Annotated in this window: 19 protein-coding genes; 15 read left to right on the top strand and 4 right to left on the bottom strand. The window is 66.3% G+C overall.

The genetic code is table 11. From position 1 onward, the window contains the following. Window positions 1-113: 113 nt before the first annotated feature. From rpsP to RTN46_RS04005, 9 genes are all read left to right on the top strand, one after another. Complete coding sequence (rpsP, locus tag RTN46_RS04045; protein ID WP_312179206.1) at window positions 114-521, top strand: 30S ribosomal protein S16; 408 nt, start codon at window positions 114-116, stop codon at window positions 519-521. Between the two features lies 1 nt (window position 522). Beyond that, window positions 523-765, top strand: a complete 243-nt coding sequence (locus tag RTN46_RS04040) for an RNA-binding protein (protein WP_055240819.1) — start codon at window positions 523-525, stop codon at window positions 763-765. A gap of 124 nt (window positions 766-889) precedes the next feature. Next, on the top strand, window positions 890-1,459 hold the full coding sequence (gene rimM / locus RTN46_RS04035) for a ribosome maturation factor RimM (protein WP_312179204.1): 570 nt from the start codon (window positions 890-892) through the stop codon (window positions 1,457-1,459). Next, a complete protein-coding gene (gene trmD / locus RTN46_RS04030) occupies window positions 1,460-2,272 on the top strand; it encodes a tRNA (guanosine(37)-N1)-methyltransferase TrmD (protein ID WP_312179202.1) in 813 nt (270 codons plus the stop codon). A 266-nt stretch (window positions 2,273-2,538) separates the two neighbouring features. After that, window positions 2,539-2,898 (top strand): 50S ribosomal protein L19, encoded by a 360-nt coding sequence (gene rplS / locus RTN46_RS04025; RefSeq protein WP_312179201.1) that lies wholly within the window; start codon window positions 2,539-2,541, stop codon window positions 2,896-2,898. Window positions 2,899-2,962: 64 nt separating this feature from the next. After that, window positions 2,963-3,613: a signal peptidase I gene (lepB, locus tag RTN46_RS04020; RefSeq protein WP_312179232.1), complete on the top strand. Its 651-nt coding sequence runs from the start codon at window positions 2,963-2,965 to the stop codon at window positions 3,611-3,613. An 11-nt stretch (window positions 3,614-3,624) separates the two neighbouring features. Next, window positions 3,625-4,404, top strand: a complete 780-nt coding sequence (gene lepB, locus RTN46_RS04015) for a signal peptidase I (protein WP_312179200.1) — start codon at window positions 3,625-3,627, stop codon at window positions 4,402-4,404. Next, window positions 4,401-5,237, top strand: a complete 837-nt coding sequence (locus RTN46_RS04010) for a ribonuclease HII (protein WP_396157291.1) — start codon at window positions 4,401-4,403, stop codon at window positions 5,235-5,237. The genes lepB (RTN46_RS04015) and RTN46_RS04010 overlap by 4 nt, the downstream gene beginning before the upstream one ends. A 7-nt stretch (window positions 5,238-5,244) precedes the next feature. Continuing rightward, window positions 5,245-5,568: a DUF2469 domain-containing protein gene (locus tag RTN46_RS04005; protein WP_312179198.1), complete on the top strand. Its 324-nt coding sequence runs from the start codon at window positions 5,245-5,247 to the stop codon at window positions 5,566-5,568. Here RTN46_RS04005 and RTN46_RS04000 read toward each other — a convergent pair. Then, window positions 5,565-6,200, bottom strand: coding sequence for a GNAT family N-acetyltransferase (locus RTN46_RS04000; protein WP_312179197.1), 636 nt, complete (start codon window positions 6,198-6,200; stop codon window positions 5,565-5,567). The two genes, RTN46_RS04005 and RTN46_RS04000, sit on opposite strands and share 4 nt — an antisense overlap. Before the next feature lie 51 nt (window positions 6,201-6,251). On the opposite strand from RTN46_RS04000, the gene RTN46_RS03995 reads away from it, so the two are divergent. Then, window positions 6,252-6,890, top strand: a complete 639-nt coding sequence (locus RTN46_RS03995; protein WP_312179196.1) for a hypothetical protein — start codon at window positions 6,252-6,254, stop codon at window positions 6,888-6,890. Between the two features lie 48 nt (window positions 6,891-6,938). Here RTN46_RS03995 and RTN46_RS03990 read toward each other — a convergent pair whose 3' ends face one another. Genes RTN46_RS03990 through otnK form a run of 3 tightly spaced genes read right to left on the bottom strand, consistent with a single transcriptional unit; the run spans window position 6,939 to window position 9,633 of the window. Further along, the gene (locus RTN46_RS03990) at window positions 6,939-7,745 is read right to left on the bottom strand and encodes a DeoR/GlpR family DNA-binding transcription regulator (RefSeq protein WP_312179195.1); all 807 of its coding nucleotides are present in this window, start codon (window positions 7,743-7,745) and stop codon (window positions 6,939-6,941) included. 14 nt (window positions 7,746-7,759) lie between these two features. Continuing rightward, window positions 7,760-8,407, bottom strand: a complete 648-nt coding sequence (locus RTN46_RS03985; protein WP_312179193.1) for a class II aldolase/adducin family protein — start codon at window positions 8,405-8,407, stop codon at window positions 7,760-7,762. Further along, the gene (otnK, locus tag RTN46_RS03980; RefSeq protein WP_312179191.1) at window positions 8,404-9,633 is read right to left on the bottom strand and encodes a 3-oxo-tetronate kinase; all 1,230 of its coding nucleotides are present in this window, start codon (window positions 9,631-9,633) and stop codon (window positions 8,404-8,406) included. The genes RTN46_RS03985 and otnK overlap by 4 nt, the downstream gene beginning before the upstream one ends. Window positions 9,634-9,812: 179 nt before the next feature. On the opposite strand from otnK, the gene RTN46_RS03975 reads away from it, so the two are divergent. From RTN46_RS03975 to dprA, 5 genes are all read left to right on the top strand, one after another. Continuing rightward, window positions 9,813-11,183: a homoserine dehydrogenase gene (locus tag RTN46_RS03975; RefSeq protein ID WP_312179189.1), complete on the top strand. Its 1,371-nt coding sequence runs from the start codon at window positions 9,813-9,815 to the stop codon at window positions 11,181-11,183. Window positions 11,184-11,246: 63 nt separating this feature from the next. Beyond that, window positions 11,247-12,602 (top strand): SLC13 family permease, encoded by a 1,356-nt coding sequence (locus tag RTN46_RS03970; RefSeq protein ID WP_312179187.1) that lies wholly within the window; start codon window positions 11,247-11,249, stop codon window positions 12,600-12,602. A gap of 185 nt (window positions 12,603-12,787) precedes the next feature. After that, window positions 12,788-13,162: a YraN family protein gene (locus RTN46_RS03965; RefSeq protein ID WP_312179186.1), complete on the top strand. Its 375-nt coding sequence runs from the start codon at window positions 12,788-12,790 to the stop codon at window positions 13,160-13,162. Further along, window positions 13,162-14,718: a YifB family Mg chelatase-like AAA ATPase gene (locus RTN46_RS03960; RefSeq protein WP_312179185.1), complete on the top strand. Its 1,557-nt coding sequence runs from the start codon at window positions 13,162-13,164 to the stop codon at window positions 14,716-14,718. The genes RTN46_RS03965 and RTN46_RS03960 overlap by 1 nt, the downstream gene beginning before the upstream one ends. Then, window positions 14,715-15,959: a DNA-processing protein DprA gene (dprA, locus tag RTN46_RS03955; RefSeq protein WP_312179184.1), complete on the top strand. Its 1,245-nt coding sequence runs from the start codon at window positions 14,715-14,717 to the stop codon at window positions 15,957-15,959. Before RTN46_RS03960 ends, dprA begins: the two co-directional genes overlap by 4 nt. The last annotated feature ends 30 nt before the right edge of the window (window positions 15,960-15,989 follow it).

The following is a 15,989-nucleotide window of genomic DNA, read 5'->3' as shown; positions in this document are numbered from 1 at the left end:
GCGGCCCCTCTCTCCGCGCATGCATCTTGTCCTTTTGAACCCCAACGTATGGCCCGCCCCACGGGAGCAGAAGTACGGGTTCGCCCCATTTCAGATCAGGAGTGACCACAAAAGTGGCCGTAAAGATTCGCCTTAAGCGCCTTGGCAAGAAGTTCTCAGCACACTACCGCGTTGTTGTCATGGATTCCCGTGCCAAGCGCGATGGCCGTGCCATCGAGGAAATCGGACTGTACCGTCCGACCGAGGAGCCGTCGTACATCGACATCAAGTCCGACCGTGCGCAGTACTGGCTCGGCGTCGGCGCCCAGCCGACCGAGCAGGTCGCAGCACTGCTGAAGATCACCGGTGACTGGCAGAAGTTCAAGAACATCGAAGGCCAGGAAGGTACCCTGCGTACCAAGGCTCCGAAGGAGCCCTTCGTGGCTCCCGAGAAGAAGTCAGTGATCGTTCCCGAAGCCATCACCCCGAAGGCCAAGAAGGAAGAGGCAGAAGCCGCTTCCACTGAGGCTGAGGCTGAGTAATTTGCTCGCTGAAGCGCTGGAGCACCTCGTACGCGGAATCGTTGACTCCCCTGAGGATGTCAAGGTTTCCGCCAAGAACAACCGCCGCGGGGAAACCCTCGAGGTCCGTGTTCACCAGGATGATCTCGGCCGGGTTATCGGACGCCAGGGACGCACTGCGCGCGCCCTGCGCACGGTGATTTCTGCCCTGGCCGGCAGTGACCAGGTCCGTGTTGACGTCGTCGACACCGACCGCCGCCGCTGACGCACCAGCAATTCCAAGCAGTTCCTAGCATCCGGCCCCGGCACCAGATAATGGTGAAGGGGCCGGATGCTTTTTTTACGGCTCCGGCCCAACCGGGCCGCACCAATCGATCCAAGGAGATTCCATGCAGTTACAGGTGGCACGCATCGGCAAGCCGCACGGCATCCGGGGCGAGGTAACCGTTCAGGTGCTCACTGACGCGCCCGAGGACCGGTTTGTGCCCGGCGCCGTCCTCACCGTCGAACCGGCAGCGAAGGGCCCGCTGACCGTGCTGAGTGCCCGCTGGAACAAGGACATCCTGCTGCTCGGCTTCGATGAGGTGGTTGACCGCAACGGCGCAGAGGAACTGCGTGGCGTGAAGCTGTTCATCGACACCGAGGAAGCCGACGCCGAGGACGACGGCGAGGGCTGGTACGAGCACGAACTGGTTGGCCTGAAGGCGAAGGTGGGCAACGACGTCGTTGGCACCGTCAGCGCGCTGCGCACCCTCACGGTGCAGGATCTCCTGATTGTCGAGGACACGGCCGGCCGCGAAGTGCTGGTTCCATTCGTCGAAGCGATCGTCCCGGAAGTGAACATCGAGGACGGATACGTACTGCTGACGCCGCCGGCTGGCCTGTTCGAACTGAACCTCCCGGAGGACAAGGACAAGGACAAGAATAAGGACATGGACAAGGGCGGGGCTGGACGCTAAGTGCGTATCGATGTCTTCACCATTTTCCCGGAGTACCTCGCTGCCCTTGACCTGTCACTGATCGGGAAAGCGCGTCAGGACGGAATCCTTGACGTCCGGGTCCAGGACCTGCGCAGCTTCACCACCGACCGGCACCGCACTGTCGATGACACACCCTACGGCGGCGGCGCTGGCATGGTGATGAAGCCGGAACCCTGGGCAGAGGCGCTGGCGACGGCGCTCACGGGTGGCCCGGCCAGCCCGGGTGAAGGGGACTCCAATGCTGACACCCGCCCGACGCTGATCGTTCCCTCGCCCGCGGGGGAGGTCTTCACCCAGGCCGCGGCGTACGAACTCGCGGAGAAGCAGCAGCTGGTCTTCGCCTGCGGCCGGTACGAAGGCATCGATGAACGGGTGCTGGAGTGGGCCGGTGAGCATTTCGATGTCCGCCCCATGAGCCTGGGCGACTATGTGCTGAACGGAGGAGAGGTCGCGGTTCTGGCGATGGTCGAGGCCATTGGCCGTCTGGTACCCGGGGTCGTCGGCAATCCTGAATCCCTGGTCGAGGAATCCCACTCAGACGGCCTGCTTGAGTACCCCGTCTACACCAAGCCCTCCCTTTGGCGCGAGCGGCCCATCCCCGAGGTGCTGCTCAGCGGTAACCACGCGAAGATCGCCCGCTTCCGGCGGGATGAGCAGCTGCGGCGGACCGCAGACCGCCGGCCGGATTTGGTGGCGAAGCTGGACCCGGCCACCCTGGATAAGGCCGACAAGGCCACCCTGGCAGCCCTGGGCTGGACTGTCACGGCGGAGATGGTCCTGCCGCAGGCCTGACTTACGCCCGGGCCGCAGCCCGGGCGCCAGTCCCGGCGCACATCCCCATGTTGGCCGGTCCAACACGGGTGTGGCAGAATGGATAGTTGTGTCATCTGGGTCCGCGCCTGCCACAGGGGGAGTGAGACCAACAGCACGGCACACCGGCAACCGATTCCCGGACCGCCGGTTTATTTAGCTTCGGCAGCATCTGTGCGCTTACGGGCGCATCCTTGCCGCCGTGACCAAAGTGGATGACCTGTGGCGTTCACCAGGAGTGATCAACAATGCACATCCTAGATTCTGTTGATGCAGCTTCGCTGCGTTCAGACATCCCCGAGTTCCGCGCCGGTGACACGGTCAAGGTTCACGTCAACATCATCGAAGGCAAGAACACCCGTGTTCAGGTCTTCCAGGGCTTCGTTATGAAGCGCCAGGGCGATGGCCTCCGCGCGACCTTCACGGTCCGCAAGGTCAGCTTCGGTGTCGGCGTGGAGCGTACCTTCCCGGTACACTCCCCGGTCATCGACAAGCTCGAGGTCGTCACCCGCGGTGACGTCCGCCGCGCCAAGCTTTACTACATGCGCGACCTGCGCGGCAAGGCTGCCAAGATCAAGGAAAAGCGCGACTTCCGTCCCGCCAAGTAACTTCTTCTTGTCTGATACATCCGCGGACGGGGCCAGGCCTCGGAAGCACACGAAACGCCGGTCCATTGTGGGCTGGCGTTTCGTGCTCTGGGCCCTTGCGGCCGCCGTCGTCCTGGCGGCCCTGGTCCGTGCCTTCGTGGTCGACGTCTACTACATTCCCTCGGAATCGATGGAACCGCTGCTGGAACCGGGAGACCGGGTCCTGGTCTCCCGGACCGAGTACCGCTCCGAAGGCATCCAGCGCGGCGACGTCGTGGTTTTCGACGGGCGTGGATCCCTGGCTCCGCTGCACAGCTCCGATCCGGTCCTGACACAGGGGGCGAAGAAGGTTGGGCAATGGCTGGGCCTGGCCGGCAGCGACACGGTGTACGTCAAGCGGGTCATCGGCGTTGCCGGCGACCGGGTCGCTTGCTGCACCGGCGACGACCGGCGCATCACGGTCAACGGAGTGCCCGTGGACGAGCCATACCTCTACCCGCGGGACACCCCAAGTGACCAGGCCTTCGACGTCGTTGTACCCGACGGACGGCTCTGGCTGATGGGCGATCACCGGTCCGAGTCGGCGGACTCCCGCTCCCTGCTCGGAGCGCCCGGCGGTGGCCTCATCCCCGAAGACCGTGTAATTGGACGCGCACAGCGAATCCTCTGGCCATTCGAAAGAAGCACGGAGATTGAGCGGCTAGAGTTGGGATCCGTATGGAATTCAGCGGAATAAGAGGACGGCACATGGCGCAGGACTTCCCGGAAGATCCCAAGGACGGGAACCCGCCCTCCGGCGAAGCGCGCTCCCATGCCGCCGGCAAGGACGGCCGGAACCGGGGGTTCGGATCCTGGCTGCGCGAAGTCGCAACGATCGTCATCATTGCGCTGCTGTTGTCCTTCCTGATCAAGACCTTCCTTTTCCGGGCGTTCTTCATCCCGTCCGGGTCGATGGAAGAGACCCTGGAAATCGACGACCGGATCTTCGTGAACCTGCTCGTCCCGCAACCCTTCGACCTCGAGCGCGGCGACGTCATCGTCTTCAAGGACACCAAGGCCTGGCTGCCGCCCATGGAAGACGGGGGCGGCGGGAACTTCGTCCAGGACGCCCTCACCTTTGTTGGCCTGTTGCCGGACGAGTCCGAACAGCACCTGGTCAAGCGGGTCATCGGGATGCCCGGCGACCATGTGGTGTGCTGCACCGCTGACGGCAAGATCACAATCAACGGGCAGCCTATCGACGAACCCTACCTGTACCCCGGAGCGCTCCCCTCGGAGACCCCGTTCGATGTTGTGGTGCCCGATGGCAAGGTATGGGTCATGGGCGACCACCGCAACGCCTCGGCTGATTCCCGCGAGCACCAGAACGGTGAGGGCGGCGGGTTCATCGACATCTCCGACATCGAGGGCAAGGCTTCCGTTATCGCCTGGCCGCTGGGGCGTGCCGGCTTTATTGGAAGCTACCCCGAAGTCTTCGAAAACGTGCCGGACCCGGCCGGGGCAGGCACAACAACAGGTGCGCCGTGACGGCTGAGCCACAGCAAAAACAGCGCGGCCCCGTCGGTGCGACAGCGGTAACAGCCCCGGTAACTACGCGGGCTGTCCGGGTTCCCAAGGCAAAGACCGCCACGGCAAAGACTCCTGGGGCAAAGGCTCCGACCCTGCGTTACGAGCGGACCTTCGCCGCCCTCGGGCACGGCGTGCTCGCCGGCTGCGACGAGGTCGGGCGCGGTGCCCTGGCAGGACCCGTCAGCGTAGGCCTGGTAGCAGTCCAGCTAGACACCGTTCGGTCGCTCAAAGGCGTGAAGGACAGCAAACTGCTATCCGCCGCCGACCGTGAAGCAATGGTCCCGCTGATCAAAAAGTGGTGCCCAGCCTGGGGCGTTGGCCACGCCAGCGCCGCGGAAATCGACCTGCTGGGTTTGATGGGCGCCCTGCGCCTGGCCGGGACCCGCGCCTGGACGCAGGTGTGCGAAACCCTGACGCCCGACGTCGTACTCCTGGACGGCAATCACAATTGGCTTTCGCCGGCGGTCCAGGCCAGCCTCTTCGACGATGTGGAGGAAGAGGACGCCGCGGCCTGCACGGCACCGGTCCATACCCGGATCAAGGCGGATATGACCTGCCTGAGCGTTGCCGCGGCCTCGGTCCTGGCCAAGGTCGAACGCGATGCGATGATGACCGAATATGCCGAACTGCATCCGCAGTACGGCTGGGAGATCAACAAGGGATACGCCACTGGGGCGCACCGCGCGGCGATTGACTCGCTCGGTCCCTCACCGCTGCACCGCCTCTCCTGGCGGCTGGGTTCGGCGCGATCCGAGGACGCAGGGCCCGCCCAGGGCCCGCTTGGGGGATGATAGGGCCATGAGCGCAGAGGATCTTGAGAACTACGAGACGGATATGGAGCTTCAGCTCTACCGCGAATACCGGGACGTCGTGGGACTGTTCAGCTACGTCGTCGAAACCGAACGGCGCTTTTACCTGGCCAACCACGTGGACCTGCAGGCCAGGTCAGCCGATGGGGAAATCTACTTTGACCTGACGCTGCAGGACGCGTGGGTGTGGGATGTCTACCGCTCGGCGAGGTTCGTCAAAAGCGTGCGGGTGATTACGTTCAAGGACGTCAACGTCGAAGAACTGTCCCGGAACGATGACCTCACGCTGCCAAAGGCCGAAGACCTCAGCTAGCCGGGCGGCCTTCCGCTGTCCGGCGGCGGGGGCGGGACCCGGGGAACATCCGCCTGGGGGACATCCGGCAGCAGCCGGAGACAGTCACTCCACAGGATCCTGGGTGTCCGCGCGGCCTCGGCCTCCAATTCGGAGAACCAGCCGTCCACCATCTGCCCGCGGTGGGCGAGCATCCGGGGCACCGCCACCGGCAGCGGAAACCCATTGCGCCAGACCGGCTTGTAGCTGCCAAGGTTCCCGACGTTCGAGGTCCAGTTGACCCGTTCCCAACCCAGGGTGTCGAAGGCGAACGCGACCGCGAGGCGAACCGCCCGGCTCATCAGTCCCTGTCCGCGGAACTCCGTAGCCGTCACGAAGCCCAGGCCACCGGTTCCCGCCCCCTGCCAGCGCAGGTCAATGCTGCCCGCGTAACTGCCGGCATATTCCATGGCCCACGCGACTCTGTCCTGCTGTGGAACGCCCACCGCAGCGATGTAGTTCAGGGCCATTTCGCGGGTGTAGTCCAATGGGACGGTGGTCCATTCGATGGTCAGCGGGTCCCTGGAACGCTGCAGCACTCCGTCAGCATCCGCCACTGTGTGAGGCCGCAGCAGAAGTGATTCGTCCTGCAGCCGCGGGATCTCCAGCACCATTTTTCCAAGGTACCGCGCAGGCGGGTGCCGGCGGCATCATAGACTGCGTTCGTGGCCCCTTCGCTGCCTGATCCAGATCCCGGCCCCCGCCGCCCGCTGCTTCCCGGTGTACCTCCCGGGGCGCGTATCTATGCGCAGCTAAAGCCTGACGACGCCGGGCTGGCGGAACTGCTCCGGTTGCAGTCGGTGGCCCGGGAACGGGCACCGGGGACCCGGCGGGTGTCCGCGGAGCGGCTACACCTGACCCTGATCCATTTCGGAAGGGCTGACAACGCCTTTTCCAGGCTTACCGTAGCCACCGGTGTCGACGCGGAGGCTTATGGCCGGGCCCTGTCCGGCTACCTTCACGCGACAGTTGGGGCCCTGCCCAAAGACGCATTTCTGTTGGAACCGCGCGGATTGGCGGGCTTCGGGCGGGACGGTTCCACCCTGGCCGTGGAGTATGCCACTACGTCAGGGCTCGACTCGGTCCACCGCACCCTGTACGGCCTGCTGCTGGAGTTCCTGTCCGCCTGCGGGGTTCCGGACCCGGCGGGCTATGCGGCGCAGGACCCGGCATTGGGTTTCGCGGCGCGGCTGCATCCTCATATCAGCCTGCTGCACGGATTCCATGGCTTCAACGGGCCGCCGCCGCTGCTGGACCTGGGGCCTGCGCGGCTGTGGGCGACGCCGGTGCTGTACCGGAGCTGACCGGCCCGCGGAACCCAGGGGTGGACTGACCGGCGGCCTGAGCGACGCCTAGCGGAGGGCTGGGGCGGGCAGGAGGCTCTCCCGGACAACCTCGACGCCGCGCTCCTGAATCTGGCCTACAGCGCTTTCGGCGAGGCCCGAATCGCTGATGATGAGGTCAAGTTCTTCCAGGGCCAGCACCCGGTACTTGGCGTAGCGGCCGAATTTACTGCTGTCCGCCAGCAGCACCGTCTTCTCGGCGGATGCCATGGCGGCGCGCTTCGGATCCACTTTGGCCTCCACCGGCGTCGTGATCCCGTGCTGGACATCCCAGGAACTGGAGGAAAGAAACGCGATGTCCAGGGACAGCTCGGCCAGGGTGAGGGTGGCCAGGCGGCCGATCATCGACTTGTTGTCCCGGTCCACCCGCCCGCCAACACAGATCAGCTCGACGCCCGGAAACTCGAGGAAGGCTGCGGCCGTGGCCAGGTCGTTGGAGACGACGGTGAGGTTCCGGCGGTCCTGCAGGTAGGGGCACATGGCCTGGACGGTGGTGCCGGCGTCCAGGTAGACGGTCATGGAATCGGCCACCAGCCCCGCAGCCTGGCGGGCAATCGCGGCCTTGGCCGGGAGATCGGCTGCTTCCTTCACGGAACGGCTCGGTTCCTCCAGGAGCCTGCTGACGGCGAGGACGCCGCCCTGCGTCACTTCAACGTCTCCCGCCTCGGCGAGAGCCGCGACGTCACGGCGGGCTGTCATGTGGCTGACGCCGAGCAATTCGGTGATTTCCCGGTAGCTGAGCACTCTTTGGGCGCGCAGGTGCTGGAGAATCTGCTGCCTGCGCTGCTCTGGAATCAGGGATATCGACTTTGCCATTGGTGCCTCCCGGATCAATCTACCGGAGAATGCGTCCAGGGACTGTTCCACCGCTCAGCGAGCTCGCCGATCTGGATTGGCGTGAGTTCGCGGCGTGGGGAGTTCTCCGTCAGCAGGGCGATCCGGCACGCTTCCTCCAGTTCGGCAGCCCGCTCGACGGCGTCGTCCAGGTCCTTGCCGGACACCACGGACCCGTGGTTGGCCAGCAGGGCGGCACGGAAAGGTCCCCGCGCGCAGCGGATGTCTTCGCCGAGTGCCGCGTCGCCGGGATGCCGGTAGGGGAGCAGGGGGGTCTGCCCGACCCGCATCACGAAGTACGGAGTGAGCGGTGGAACGGCGTTCGCGTCCGACCAGGGGGTCCGGCAGGACAGGGCGACGGCCTGCGGAGAGTGCAGATGGACGATCGCCTGGTGTTCTGCGCCCCGCTGGTAGAAACCGGCGTGCAGGGGTGTTTCCTTCGAAGCTGGAGCGCCGCCGAGGTGGACGCCGGTGAGCGAGACCCTGGCGAGGTCAGCTTCGGTCAGATGCCCCAGGGAGGCGCCGGTCCCGGTGATGAGGAAGCTGTCCCCGTCCCGCAGGCTCAGGTTGCCGGTGGCTCCCGGGCTCAGCCCCATATCAACCAGCCGGCGTCCGGCGGTAATGAGCTGGTTCTGGATCCTCATGCCAGGTGCTCCCATGCCGAAACGAAAAGGTCCTGTTCGCCGAAGTTGCCGCTCTTGAGGGCCAAGGCAAACGGGCGCCCGCCGGCCTCCGCCGTGGACCAGCACACGCCCGGCGCGAGCTCGGGGCCGATCTGCAGGGACTGGATGCCCAATCCGCGCACCACGGCTCCGCTGGTTTCCCCGCCCGCGACGATGAGCGCGGAAACGGCTGGGTCCGCCGTGAGGTGAACGGCAATCTGAGTCAGCACGTGTTCGATGACGGGCGCGCTCTCCACGCCGTCTACCAGGGTGTGGACGTCATCCCGGCTCCGGGCCGCGCACACCACGGGGGTGGAATCCGGTGCCTGCGCCAGGAACCAGGCGGCCAGGTCGGCGGCCACCGTCCCGGGATCGGAGATGGCGGCGCGGACGTCGATCTGCCGCACCGGCTGGGTGCGTGCGGCGTGCGCAACCTGGGCCAGGGTGGTGCTGGAGACGCTCCCGCACAGGACCCCTCCCCGCCCGCGGCGCGGCGGCGCCCAGGAAGCACCGGACATACCGGGGCCGGTCATGCCCAGAGCCAGCCCGGATCCGCCGGAGACCAGCACATGCTCCGAAACGGCCGCGGCAATGATGCCAAGGTCCTCATCGTCGATGGCGTCAACCACCACGTACCGGCCCTCGGCTGCGTCGATCGCTGCGCGCAGCTCCGCTGCCCCGCTCCGGACCACCGGCCGGGCAACTTCACTGACCGTGTGCGGGGTCTGCGGGCCCAGCAGCTCGGTCAGACGCGAGCGGGTCATGGGCGTCAGGGGATGGTGCCGCATGGAGGAGTTCTCCAGGAGGACACCGTTCACAAAGAGGTGACCGCTGTAGACGGTGCGTCCGTTGGCCGGAAGCGAAGGCACCACAACGCATCTTTCCGCGCCGAGCTCATCCGCAACGGCGTCGAGCACCGGCCCGATGTTGCCCTCAGCTGTGGAATCAAAGGTGGAGCAGTACTTCACGTAGAAGCGGGCAGCACCCCAGGCGCGCAGCCGGCGGAGCGCATCCAGCGAGGCGGCGACTGCGTCCTCCTTTGGTTCGGACCGGCTCTTCAAGGCAATAACGACGGCGTCCAGGCCGGCCAGTTCCCCGGCGGCGGGCGTTCCGCCCTCGATGACGACGGCCACCCGGTGGCCCGAGCGCCGGAGCATGGTGGCTATATCCGTGGCGCCAGTGAAGTCGTCAGCGATGATTCCAAGCACTTTTGTGATCCTTTCCGAACCGGCCGTTGAGGCGGCAGTTATCGGACTCGACTGTAACACCGCACTGTGAATCGGTGTTAAGCATTGGTAATTTGTTGTACGAAATTAGAAATGTGTGTCACAGTGATTCCCGGCACGTTCGAAGGTCGAGCGGTGCTCACGAAGATTTGGACGCCACCGTGATTCTCCCTCACCGCGCTCGACGACGAGCTCCCCTCCGCGTAGCCCTCACCGGGGCTAACGGCGGTTACGGGCGTACGTTCCTTGCCCAGCTGGCCTGCACCCCCGAAATCCTGCCTGCGGTCCTGGTGGATCCGGATGCCGCCGGTGTGCTGGCCATGCTCGAAGAACTGGGCATCCCCGCCTCCCGTGCCGCCGCGTCAAGCGGCCCGGCACAGACCGCGGAAATTATCGCCAGCGGCCGCATTGCGCTGGTCGGCTCGCTGGACGCCCTCGACTGGGCAGGCATCGACGTCCTGGTTGAGGCCTGCGGCCGGGTGGGCGCCGGCGCCGCCTACGCAGAGGCAGCGCTGGAGAACAACACCCACGTGGTGATGGTGAGCAAAGAGGTGGACACCGTTGTCGGCGTCGAACTCAGCGCGCGTGCGGCGGACAAGGGGCTCAGTTACCTCCCGGGCGACGGCGACCAGCCGGCCAACCTCCTCCGGCTCGTGGACTGGGTCAGCGCCGTTGGGCTGGATATCGTGGCGATCGGCAAGGCGGGGGAGTACGACCTCCAGTTCGACCCCGCGACCGGCCGCGTGAGCCAGGCAGGCGAAAGCATCGAGGCCCCGCAGCTGACCGGACTGCTGGAGCTTGGAAGCAGTATCACCTCCACCCTGGCCCAGCGGGCCGAGGCGGTCAGCCCGCTCAAGCGGGCAGCAGCAGCCGATTCATGCGAAATGACGGTTGTCGCCATGCGCACCGGCATGATGGCCGACGTGGAGGCCATGCATTATCCCGTGGCCCGGATCAATGAACTTGCCGACATCTACGCCGCACGCGAAGACGGCGGGATCCTGGCGAACGACGGCGTGGTGGACGTTTTCTCCGCCCTCCGGCTGCCGGGGGAGGCGAGCTTCGCCGGCGGCGTCTTTGCCATCGTCCGCACCGGCGATCCTGCCACCTGGGAAATCCTCCGGGGCAAGGGCCACGTCGTCAGCCGCGACGGCAAGTACGCGTGCATCTACTGGCCGTACCACTACATGGGTGTGGAGACACCGCTCACGGTGCATGCCGCCGTCGACCTGGTTGAGGCTCCTCCGGCGGTGCCGGGAATGATCCTCGCCGGCCGCGCCCTGTGCGACCTGCCGGCCGGAACCGATCTGGCCGTAGCAGGACACCACCACGAGATTGACTCAGTTGCGCCCGTGATGATCGCGGCTGACCCCGCGGCCTCCCCGTTCTACCTGCTCGACGGCGCCCGCCTGATCCGGCCGGTTGCCCAGGGCAGCCTGATCGGCTTTGCCGATGTCGAAGGCGTGGACGCCGGAGCCCTGACCCTGTACCTCGCGGGAGCTTCCCGCGGACGAACCACCCGATCGGAGTAAATCAATGACGTTCTTTACTTCCCCCGCCCCCTGCCGAGGGCTCGTCTCCTTTGAGCGCGCGGCATGAGCCCCGAGATTATTGCCCTCATCGGGCTCGCGGCAGTGTTCACCATCTCCTCTGTCCGCAACGTGCACATGGGTGCACTGGCCCTCGTGGCCGCCTTCATTATCGGCATCGGCGTCGTAGGCGAGAGCCTGAAGGACGTCCTCGGTGGCTTCCCGGTGGACGCCCTGATCATCCTGGTGGGCATCACCTATCTCTTCGGACTGGCGCATGAAACCGGCACCATCAAATGGCTGGTTGACCGTTCCCTGGACCTCATCGGCGACCGTGTGGCCCTGCTTCCCTGGGGCCTGTGGGCCATTGCAACGGCAGTTGCCTGCATGGGCACCTCCCACGCCGCCTTCGCCGTCGTTCCCATTGCGATGACCCTGGCGCACAGCCATAAGATCAACTCCACCATGATGGGCATCGCCATGAGTTCGGCGATTGTCGGCGGCGCGCTGGCGCCCACCAGCATCGTCGGCATCACCGTCCAGACCGTTGCCTCCGAAGCTAATGTGCCCTACAACGCCGCGCTGATGTTCGGCCTCTCCATTGGTGTGAACGCCCTCGTTGTCCTGGTGGCCTTCTTTATGTTCGGCGGACGCGAACTCATTGCCCGTACCCGGGCCGGCTCGGCTAACCGTGGCCGTAACTCCGGCGATTACCCGGTCTCGGGCGGGAACCGCACCGACGGCGGCGGAACGCTGACGCTGAACCGGACCGAGACCAAGGCGAAGGCTGCACCGCGTCCGAAACTGGAACCGATGCAGATGCTGGTCATTGTCTCCATCTTCGTGCTCGTGGGCGGGTTCTTTACCCTCAACCAGCTCGACGTTGACGTCAACCTTGGCGTGGTTGCGCTGACCATCGCCGTCATCCTCTCCCTGGTCAATCCGGATGTGGGACGCAAAGCCATCACGCGCATCGACTGGAGCACCACACTGCTGCTTGGCGGCATCATCACCTACGTCGCCGTCCTGACCCGCCTCGGCGCCATCGACCAGCTCGGGGAGGCAGCCCGCTCGGTAAGCCAGCCGCTGCTCGCAGCGTTTGTCATTTGCGTTATTGCAGCCCTGGTCTCGGCCTTCGCTTCCACGATCGGCATCATCGGTGCATTGATTCCGCTTGCGGTGCCGCTGCTGGTTCCCGGCGGCGGACTGGAGATGACTGGTTTCATCTACGCACTGGCTATCTCGGCGTCGCTGGTGGACTGCGCCCCGTTTGGAACGACCGGTGCGACCATTGTTGCCTCGACCGTGGAGGAACACCGCGCCACGGTTAACAAGCACCTCACCATCTGGGGGCTGGCAATGGTCATCATTGGCCCTGTCATCACGCTCGCAGTGCTCGTGGTTCCGTTCCTCTGGGCCTAGGCCTGACACTTCCCTGCAAGGGCGGACGCTGCCATCAGCAGTGTCCGCCCTTGCGGTGTTTCCGAGGCAGTATTCCACAGGGGCGGGGGCTGGCTTCTCCTGCACAGCCGTGACGCCGGGCTGCTCTGTCCACATTCCGGTCCCATCCCGAGCCGGCACCTGATCCGCCGGTCCAGACTCGGGTCATGAAAGCCAAAGACGTATTGGGCAGGACGGGCGAGGAGCTGGCGGCGGATCACCTCACCGCTGCCGGCTACGCCATCATCGAGCGGAACTGGCGGTGCCGGCAGGGTGAAATCGACCTCGTTGCGAGGGACGGAGCGACGCTGGTGGTAGTGGAGGTCAAAACCCGGTCCTCCCTGGACTTCGGGCACCCGTTTGAAGCAGTCAGCTCCGCTAAGCTGACCCGGCTGTACCTGCTGGCCGCCGCCTGGGCCAGGGCGCACCCGGCTGCCGCCCACGACTGGCGGGTGGACGCCGTCTCCGTGCTGCTGCCGGGATCCTTCGCGTCATCCGGCAGCCCTGACCCCGTGATCGAGCATCTCAAGGGGATCGGCTGATGGGGCTCGGACGCACGTACGGGATTGGCCTGACCGGCCTGGAGGGCCGCATCGTCGAGGTCGAGGCCGATATCGGCCAAAACCTTCCCGCCTTCATCCTGCTGGGACTTCCTGATGCGTCCTTGAACGAGTCCCGTGACCGCGTGAAGTCTGCGGCGAAAAACTCCGGCCTGCCGCTGAGCCGGCGGAAGATCACAGTGAACCTTATGCCGGCGGATGTCCACAAGCGCGGCTCCGGCTTCGACCTGGCGATCGTAATGGCGGCGTTGGCTGCTGCAGGCGACATCCGCAGCACCGGGAAGACCGTTTTTCTTGCTGAGCTGGGATTGGACGGGAGGCTGCGTCCGCTGCACGGTGTCCTACCCTCGGTCATGGCAGCGGTCGACGCCGGTTTCCAGGACATCGTCGTGGCGGAGGCCAATGCAGCCGAAGCGGCGCTGGTTCCTGCTGCCCGGGTCAGTGGCTTCATCTCGCTGGCGGCTGTTGCCGAGGCGTTCGGGGCCGGCCATGAGCATCTGGTCTTCCCGCCGGCTATCCCGCCTGACAGGCAGGCCCGGGGGCTGGGAGAGGAAGGGGAAGGGGCTCCGCGGGCGCAGCTTCCTGACCTCGCGGACATTGCGGGTCAGTCCGAAGCCCGGTTCGCACTGGAGGTTGCCGCGGCGGGCGCACACCACCTGTTGATGACCGGCCCTCCCGGAGCCGGAAAGACCATGCTGGCGGAACGCCTGCCAGGCCTGCTGCCGGATCTGGGGGATACAGCTGCCATGGAGGTCACCGCCATTCATTCCCTGAATTGGCGGGGTGGGCCCTGCACCGGATTGATTCGCCGCCCGCCGTTTGAGAGTCCGCACCACACTGCGACAGCGGCGGCAGTCATCGGGGGAGGGGCAGGCATCCCAAGGCCGGGAGCCGCTTCCCGCGCCCATCGCGGCGTCCTGTTCCTGGACGAAGCACCCGAATATGAGGCACGGGTACTGGATGCCCTGCGCCAGCCGCTGGAGAGCGGCACCCTGGTGTTGCACCGCGCCGCCGGCACGGCCGTTTACCCCGCACGCTTCCAGCTGGTCCTCGCAGCCAACCCCTGTCCATGCGGCCTGGCCAGTGGAAAGGGTATCGACTGTACCTGCAGCGCGCAGCAGCGGCGGCGCTACTTCGGCAGGCTCTCTGGTCCGCTGCTGGACCGGGTAGACCTGCAGCTGGAAATCCGCCGCGTTTCACTGCCGGAGTTCGCCGCGGCAGGGAAGGCGGAGGGAACGGCCGACGTCGCCCGGCGGGTTACCCAGGCGAGGCAGCGTCAGCGGAAACGCCTGGCCCCCTGGGGATGCGAGACCAACGCGGAAGTCCCTGGACGGGTGCTGCGCGGTGCCTTGAAGCCGGAGGCGAACGCCACCAGGGCCCTGGACCGCGCCATGGACCGGCAGTTCCTTACCGCCCGGGGTTATGACCGCGTCCTGCGGGTAGCCTGGTCAATCGCTGATCTGGCGGAGCATAACGCGCCTGACGCGGATGACATCGGGCAGGCACTGGGTTTCCGGCAGCAGGCGGTGGCGGCATGAACCGGCCCTCTCAGGAAGTGCTGGCAGCGAGGGCGGCCCTGTCCCGGCTGGTTGAGCCCTCCGATGCTGTGGGCCAGGCCCTGGTTGCGGCCGTCGGTCCGGAACGAGCCGCCGGGATAGCAGCGGGCCGGGAACCTGCTCGTGCAGCAGCCCGCCGCGGTGTCGCATCACTGCTGGAGGACAATGGCTTCCGCGGCAGCGGCCAGGCGTTGACCGAGGCCCTGGAACGCTGGCGGCCCCGGGCCGCCAGCCTCGCACCAGAGCGGGACCTGGCCACAGTTTCCCGGTTCCGCGGAACGATGCTCGTTCCGGAGGACGACCTGTGGCCGCAGGCACTCCACGAACTGGGGCTGGGCATGCCGTTCTGCCTGTGGACCCGCGGGAATGCCGCTATCCCGCCTGCCGGGAAATGCGTCGCCGTGGTTGGTTCCCGGGATGCGACGGCGTACGGGCTCGCCGTCACCGGAGAATTGTCGGCCGGGCTGGTCCTGCGCGGACGGACGGTCGTCTCCGGCGGAGCCTACGGAATCGATGCCCAGGCGCACCGGTCGGCGCTCGCAGCAGCCGGCACCAACGGGCCGGACGCAGGTGAGCCCGTACGCACCCCCACAATCGCCGTGCTGGCCGGCGGCATCGACCGCTTTTACCCGGCGGGGAACGAGGACCTGCTTCGAGCAGTAGCGGACCGGGGCCTGATCCTCAGCGAAGTACCGCCAGGCTCAGCGCCCACCCGGTGGAGGTTCCTGCAGCGCAACCGGCTCATCGCTACCCTCAGCGCCGCGACCATCGTAGTGGAAGCACGCTGGCGCTCGGGAGCGCTGAACACCGCCCACCACGCCGCCGGACTGGGCCGGGGCGTCGGCGCGGTGCCGGGCCCGGTCCACTCAGCCAACTCGGCAGGCTGCCACCGGCTGCTTCGGGACGGAAGCGCGGTCTGCGTGAGTGACGCCGCTGAGGTGCTGGAGCTTGCTGATCCCTTCGGCGCGGGCCTGGCAGAGAACAGCTCGGGGAATGTACTTCCGGGACAGAACCAGCCCGTACGTGCGGACCACGATGACTTGGCGGTTGAGGACATCCTGCTGCTCGATGCGCTGCCGCTGCGGAGCGGGTCACCGGTGGAGAAGCTGGCGATGGTCGCAGGCCTGGGCATCCCGGCCGTGCGGGCAGGGCTGGCACGACTGGAACTTGAGGGCTTGGCCCGGTGCTCGGGTTCCGGGCTATGGCGGCGGGCCGGACGGTGAGGAAACGGGCAACAAGATCACCGGAACATC

Source organism: Arthrobacter sp. (assembly GCF_031988865.1).
Taxonomy (GTDB): domain Bacteria; phylum Actinomycetota; class Actinomycetes; order Actinomycetales; family Micrococcaceae; genus Arthrobacter_B.
Note: the sequence above shows the minus strand (reverse complement) of the source record. Positions and strands in the feature narration are given on the sequence as shown.